The sequence below is a fragment of the Lacinutrix sp. YIN62 genome, from assembly GCF_057219185.1.
In genome coordinates, this window is sequence record NZ_JBXVVH010000046.1 from 1 (window position 1) to 4,998 (window position 4,998).

At 30.8% G+C, this 4,998-nt stretch carries 9 protein-coding genes; 6 read left to right on the top strand and 3 right to left on the bottom strand.

From position 1 onward, the window contains the following. Nucleotides 1-339: 339 nt before the first annotated feature. The 3 genes from AC2D8I_RS15830 (at nt 340) to AC2D8I_RS15840 (ending at nt 2,530) form a co-directional block, all read left to right on the top strand. A complete protein-coding gene (locus tag AC2D8I_RS15830) occupies nt 340-711 on the top strand; it encodes a hypothetical protein (protein ID WP_484707075.1) in 372 nt (123 codons plus the stop codon). Nucleotides 712-1,550: 839 nt separating this feature from the next. Beyond that, nucleotides 1,551-1,886 carry a hypothetical protein gene (locus AC2D8I_RS15835; RefSeq protein WP_484707077.1) on the top strand — a complete coding sequence of 112 codons (336 nt, stop codon included), beginning with the start codon at nt 1,551-1,553 and terminating at the stop codon, nt 1,884-1,886. 77 nt (nt 1,887-1,963) lie between these two features. After that, nucleotides 1,964-2,530, top strand: coding sequence for a hypothetical protein (locus AC2D8I_RS15840; RefSeq protein ID WP_484707079.1), 567 nt, complete (start codon nt 1,964-1,966; stop codon nt 2,528-2,530). Between the two features lie 7 nt (nt 2,531-2,537). On the opposite strand, the gene AC2D8I_RS15845 is transcribed toward AC2D8I_RS15840, so the two are convergent. Beyond that, on the bottom strand, nt 2,538-2,753 hold the full coding sequence (locus tag AC2D8I_RS15845; RefSeq protein ID WP_484707081.1) for a helix-turn-helix domain-containing protein: 216 nt from the start codon (nt 2,751-2,753) through the stop codon (nt 2,538-2,540). 95 nt (nt 2,754-2,848) lie between these two features. On the opposite strand from AC2D8I_RS15845, the gene AC2D8I_RS15850 reads away from it, so the two are divergent. Continuing rightward, a complete protein-coding gene (locus AC2D8I_RS15850) occupies nt 2,849-3,052 on the top strand; it encodes a SymE family type I addiction module toxin (RefSeq protein ID WP_484707084.1) in 204 nt (67 codons plus the stop codon). A gap of 192 nt (nt 3,053-3,244) precedes the next feature. Beyond that, the gene (locus AC2D8I_RS15855; RefSeq protein WP_484707085.1) at nt 3,245-3,916 is read left to right on the top strand and encodes a hypothetical protein; all 672 of its coding nucleotides are present in this window, start codon (nt 3,245-3,247) and stop codon (nt 3,914-3,916) included. A gap of 62 nt (nt 3,917-3,978) precedes the next feature. On the opposite strand, the gene AC2D8I_RS15860 is transcribed toward AC2D8I_RS15855, so the two are convergent. Beyond that, nucleotides 3,979-4,188 carry a helix-turn-helix transcriptional regulator gene (locus tag AC2D8I_RS15860; RefSeq protein WP_484707087.1) on the bottom strand — a complete coding sequence of 70 codons (210 nt, stop codon included), beginning with the start codon at nt 4,186-4,188 and terminating at the stop codon, nt 3,979-3,981. Between the two features lie 137 nt (nt 4,189-4,325). Between AC2D8I_RS15860 and AC2D8I_RS15865 the strand changes: the two genes are divergently transcribed. Then, nucleotides 4,326-4,550, top strand: coding sequence for a SymE family type I addiction module toxin (locus AC2D8I_RS15865; RefSeq protein ID WP_484707088.1), 225 nt, complete (start codon nt 4,326-4,328; stop codon nt 4,548-4,550). Nucleotides 4,551-4,676: 126 nt separating this feature from the next. On the opposite strand, the gene AC2D8I_RS15870 is transcribed toward AC2D8I_RS15865, so the two are convergent. Further along, a partial coding sequence (locus AC2D8I_RS15870; protein WP_484707089.1) for a transposase occupies nt 4,677-4,998 on the bottom strand: 322 nt, incomplete at its 5' end.

Here is a 4,998-nt window from a genome sequence, read left to right on the forward strand (position 1 = left end):
TCTGGTTTCATAAATGTGTTAAAGTTAATAAATAAAAAAATCTCGAGGGTGAATTAAACCCCGAGATTTTTAAACTTACACAGTTTATGAGATACTGCCATAAAAACATTCAAAAGCTCCTTTTACAGGGGCTTTTACTTTGTTAAAACCAATACTCTTGAATGCCATAAGAAGTGGCATTTGGAAAGTGTTTTATAGAAACGTATTTTTGAGTTTCTTTGATGAAAAGCAGCTTAGAAACAAACAATAATCAACAAGCTTAGAAACTAATTTAGTATAAACCCTAATCTTTAATTTGCGTAAACCATATCCCTTAACGAACATATGAAAAAAGACAAAATGGAAAACCAAGAGGTTTTAGGCGTAGGATTTACAGAAAACCTTGATGAGAAACTGAAATCAGACAAGAAAAAGTATCTATTACGGATTTCAATTCTTATCGTAGTTAATATCATCCTATTTGGATTGCTAATAAAAGGACAGCGAAGTGCCACTGATAATTTTCTATCTGCTTTAAATGCGAACTTAATAGGATTTAATATTTTAGGATTTATCCTTGGAACTATAGTAGCTTTATTTCCATTTAAAGGACTTCCATACAAGAAAAAGTATTTAAGAGCTTCTCTATTAACCATTTTGACTATACAAATATTAATGACTATAGGACTTATTCTAATCGGTTTAATGACTCTAATGGGATGTTATTTTTAGTACGGGGCATGCGATGCTTAGTTAATGTTTACTCTATAGATACTCCCTATTAAAGCCCTATTAAAGCCCTATATAGTTGCGGTTAATTGCGGTTAGTTATAAAACCCCATGTTACACACATTTTCACTTCACCTCTACGCCACTTCGTAAAAGAGTGTGCCATTACAATACATAAGAAATTTTTAAGAGATTATTTTAAGTAAAATATATTTAATCTTATCTAACATCACCCCTCTAAACATAATTTAGAGAAAACAACAGAGACAATATTTTTCTAACCACTTTGGACCTAAAAAGACTAGATTAAAGCATATTCTAAATGTAATCCCCCTTTTAACTTGCGGTAAAATGATGTATTGGAATACATTCACTCTATTAAAAATGAGAAAATAATTTTTCTTGGAACTCTTTTTTGTCTAGCATAATTAAAGTTAAGGAATAACTAAGCCATTTTTAAATTCCTTATACTATCTTTATCAATAAAGTTGTGTAACAGGCACAACACCTATAAATAATACGGATTTAAGTGTTTAAAATCTAAAGTTCGGGTATATTTACAATCAACGCCAAATCTTTTAATTTGGTTTTTTATAACGACAAAGTAAAAACAAAACAAAAAGCTTATGGCTTGTGCCGACACGAAAATCCGCGGATTTTCTGCCCCGTACTATTCATAGCTAAACGTTATCTTTCATTAAGAAAATAAAATGGCAAGTGGATTTATAATATTAAAAGACGGAAGATGTTTCGCCAGAAGATGGACGGGATATGATGAGATTATTCGGATTGTCATAACTGAATTAGAACTGATTGATAGCGGACAGGAACTGTCTGATTGGTTGAAGTTACAAATTCCAAACTCGGACGATGATGAAAGTGCAGATGCTGGATGGGGATTTCATAATTCTCGGATTGATGATTGGATTAATAGGGAATTAGATTTAAGAAGTTTGACTAAAGAAAATCAACAATTGTTTTGGAGAGCAATTCAAAAAGGCAAAAACAATTTGACCGAAAAGGGAGAAGATTACTCTCCTTTAACACTTGACTTTTTTAATTTCTTCTACGATATGATGGATCGAGCCGAAAAGGGAGAACCACCTATAGAATTGACAGATTGGAATAAATTAGCTGAGCCTTGTACAGAAAAGAATGGACCAGGCTGGAATGAATAATAAAAAACGAAAAGCTAACAAGGTGTAAAAATGCATTAAAACGCATTTTACACAAGACCGTTATGCTCAATTAAGGAATGAACTTTTTTAAAAAAGACATAGAAGAAGAGAATCGTAAAAGACTACAAAAGATTCTTGAAAAGACAAAAAATCAAAGTTGTCCAGATAATTGGGAATTTGAACAATTTGCTGTTGGTGGATTAACTGAAGTCGGTTTCTCAAAAAATAATGAAAACCTATTACTTGTGATTTCTAGTAACGGTAGAGGATTAATTGATTGCTCAAAATTTGAAAAAATTGAACGAGATTATAATGATGATTTTGAAATTGATTATTCAAATCTAACTTGTTTTGGAATTGGAGAACTACAAGATGAAAATATCAAAATTGCAGGATTACACGGAGGCGGATTACCACTAGGAAATTCAGACGGAGATAGTTTGGAAATAATGGCGTTAGATTGGCCCAAAGTTGATATTATTTTTCAACCGAATCGAAAATATATTTATTCAGAAAAGGATACCGAGAAATGTTTTAGGGTTTATTCTCCTGACACTTTAAAAGTTTATGGATTTTCTTATTCAGGAAATTACTTCGTAATAGGTACAAGTAGTGATTTATTGATATTTAGAAAGAAAAGATAAAATTGATTTAAAAATCAACCAACTTCTTCAAAGGAACTTCTAAAGCCTTAGAAATCTCCAAAAGCGAATAAATTGTCGGATTGACTTTTCCATTCTCTAACTTTTCAAGTGCCTGTCTATCTTTATTGCAAGCACGAGCCAAATCTGACTGACTCCAACCTTTCTGACTTCTTAGCTCAACAATACGCTGACCGACTTTCTTTTTAAGTTGTTCTTTATTCACAGAACAAATGTCAATTAATTATACGACAATTTTGTCATACAAAAGTTTGACAACTCAATTTGAATTCTTATGTTTGTCATATAAATAGCTGACAATTGAGTAATTTCAGGATTTTAAAAATATACAGTAAGTTCCGTTATCGAAGATGGGGGAACAATTATACTGTACCTGAAATTAGGCTCGAAGGACAATGGCTTGAACAACTTGGATTTAAAAAAGGAGATACTGTAAAAATTGACCAGAAAAAGAACAAACTGATAATAACAGTGAGAAAAGAAAAAGAGCATAACAAGGTATAAAGCATATAGGGCGTTCGGTGGTTACCGAAAGTTTTGTATTTTTAAGCAATCACGCCAAAACAAAGTTTTGACGTTTAACAAAATATAAAAGTAAAAACGTTTGTTTTGGCTTAGTGTAAACCCTAATCTTTAACTTGTGTAAACTATGTCCCTTAACGAACAATTACACAACCAACAAGTCAATAATTTCAAATGAAAACAAAACTAGAAAATTTAACGACAATTGAATTTGCCAAATTCATAGAGAAAAGACCTGGTATGTTTTTTGGAAATCAAATCTCACTTACGAATTTAGAAAATACACTCTTAGGATTTGATATTAACTCTAATATTGAAAGTGTACCACCTTTTCATTACTTCAATTTTTGGACTAAACAAAAACTTAATAAGTTAGGAGCTGGCTACAATTGGAGAAGCGCAATTTTGGAAACATATAACTTAGACGAAAAACTATCTTTTGATAATTTTTTTGAATTACTTGAAGAATTTCTCATGTTAAAACCCAAAAGTATAAGTGTTACTTCATTGACCGAAGAAAATTTTTCTTTTTATTACAATAAGGATAATAGAAATAAGAGTCGTAGAATAGTTGGAAATATTGAAAAACCGAACAATGGAATTCTATTTCCAGCACCTTACCAAATAAAGCTTATCGAATTTGACTATTGCACACACTCTTATCATTATGACTTTCATTTTGTAGTTGGAGATTATGATAAAGGAAGATATTATCAAGAGTTTGAAAGTATAAAAGACAGTAAAAAAACTTACGAAGAAAAATTTGGAAAACTTGAATGGTTAGAAACTGATATTGCTAATATTGAGAATGAATTCAAATTAATAGTTAAAAATTTAGATAAGTAAAAAAGGATAAAAATTACTGAACTAATACCTGAATAAAAAAAGTGGTGGCATTTTTGGTAAAATCATTTCACCGTCGAAACCAACAACTCCCGAATATCAACTTTCAAGAATTTAGAGATTTCAAACAATGTTTCAACAGAAGGTTGGACTTCATTGGTACACCATCTTGAAACAGTAGATTTTGTTTTTCCCAAATGACTTGCTAATTCTTTATTATTTGTATTCTTTTCAGCAAGAACAGATTTAATTCTATTTAAGTTTTGTTTCGACACTGTGCTAATTTATTGACTTTTGATGACAATATAAGGATTCCAAAATTGTGTCAAAAACTCAATTAATTATAATTTCATGCGTATTTATTTTGTTTTAAGTATTATTTATTATAATTTTATGGCAATAAATAGTAGTTATGGAGCAAGAAAAGAAAATTACAAAAAATGGAGAAAGACAATTAAAAGTAATTTCTAAGGTGTTTCCAAGAGAGTATAATAGGCGTGTCACATTTCCAGAAATAAGGTTAAGTGGAAAATGGCTTAAGGATTTTGGGTTTAATTGTGGTCAATTTGTAATTGTAAGTTATAGAAAAACTAAAATAACAATCACTTTGCAAAGAGAAAATGAGAATAAACAATGAAAGACTACCGCTAACACTGGTAATCGTTGCACAAGTCTATAAAAACATAAAAAAACATTCAAAAGCTCCTTTTATAGGGGGTTTTACTTTGTTAAAGCCAACACTATTTAAATTTTAAGATGCCTATTATATTCGTTCTAACAGCTTTATTTGGGGCCTAAACACGCGTTTTACAAGACAAAACAAATGCTTCATTGCTTTAGCATCTACTTTTACATTTTTTACAATGAATTTTAAATATTTCTTCAAGTTGTAGGCAATTGCAGACAGATGCATGACTTTGTTTGCTTGTTGAATTCCTATAGTGTTGATTTTCCGAAGTCCCATAAACTGTGTGAGGGTTCCAAAAACGGGTTCTACCGTACTTTGCCGTTTGGATTTTAGATACCTGCCTTTTGGACTATTTACTCGTTTGTTGTTACGTTCGTATTCTTCTCGGTAATAGGTC

Excerpts from the sequence above, each read along its gene's own strand:
- AC2D8I_RS15830 (WP_484707075.1), top strand. The coding sequence starts at position 340 with ATGGAAAACCAAGAGGTTTTAGGCGTAGGATTTACAGAAAACCTTGAT.
- AC2D8I_RS15840 (WP_484707079.1), top strand. The coding sequence starts at position 1,964 with ATGAACTTTTTTAAAAAAGACATAGAAGAAGAGAATCGTAAAAGACTA.
- AC2D8I_RS15855 (WP_484707085.1), top strand. The coding sequence starts at position 3,245 with ATGAAAACAAAACTAGAAAATTTAACGACAATTGAATTTGCCAAATTC.
- AC2D8I_RS15865 (WP_484707088.1), top strand. The coding sequence starts at position 4,326 with ATGGAGCAAGAAAAGAAAATTACAAAAAATGGAGAAAGACAATTAAAA.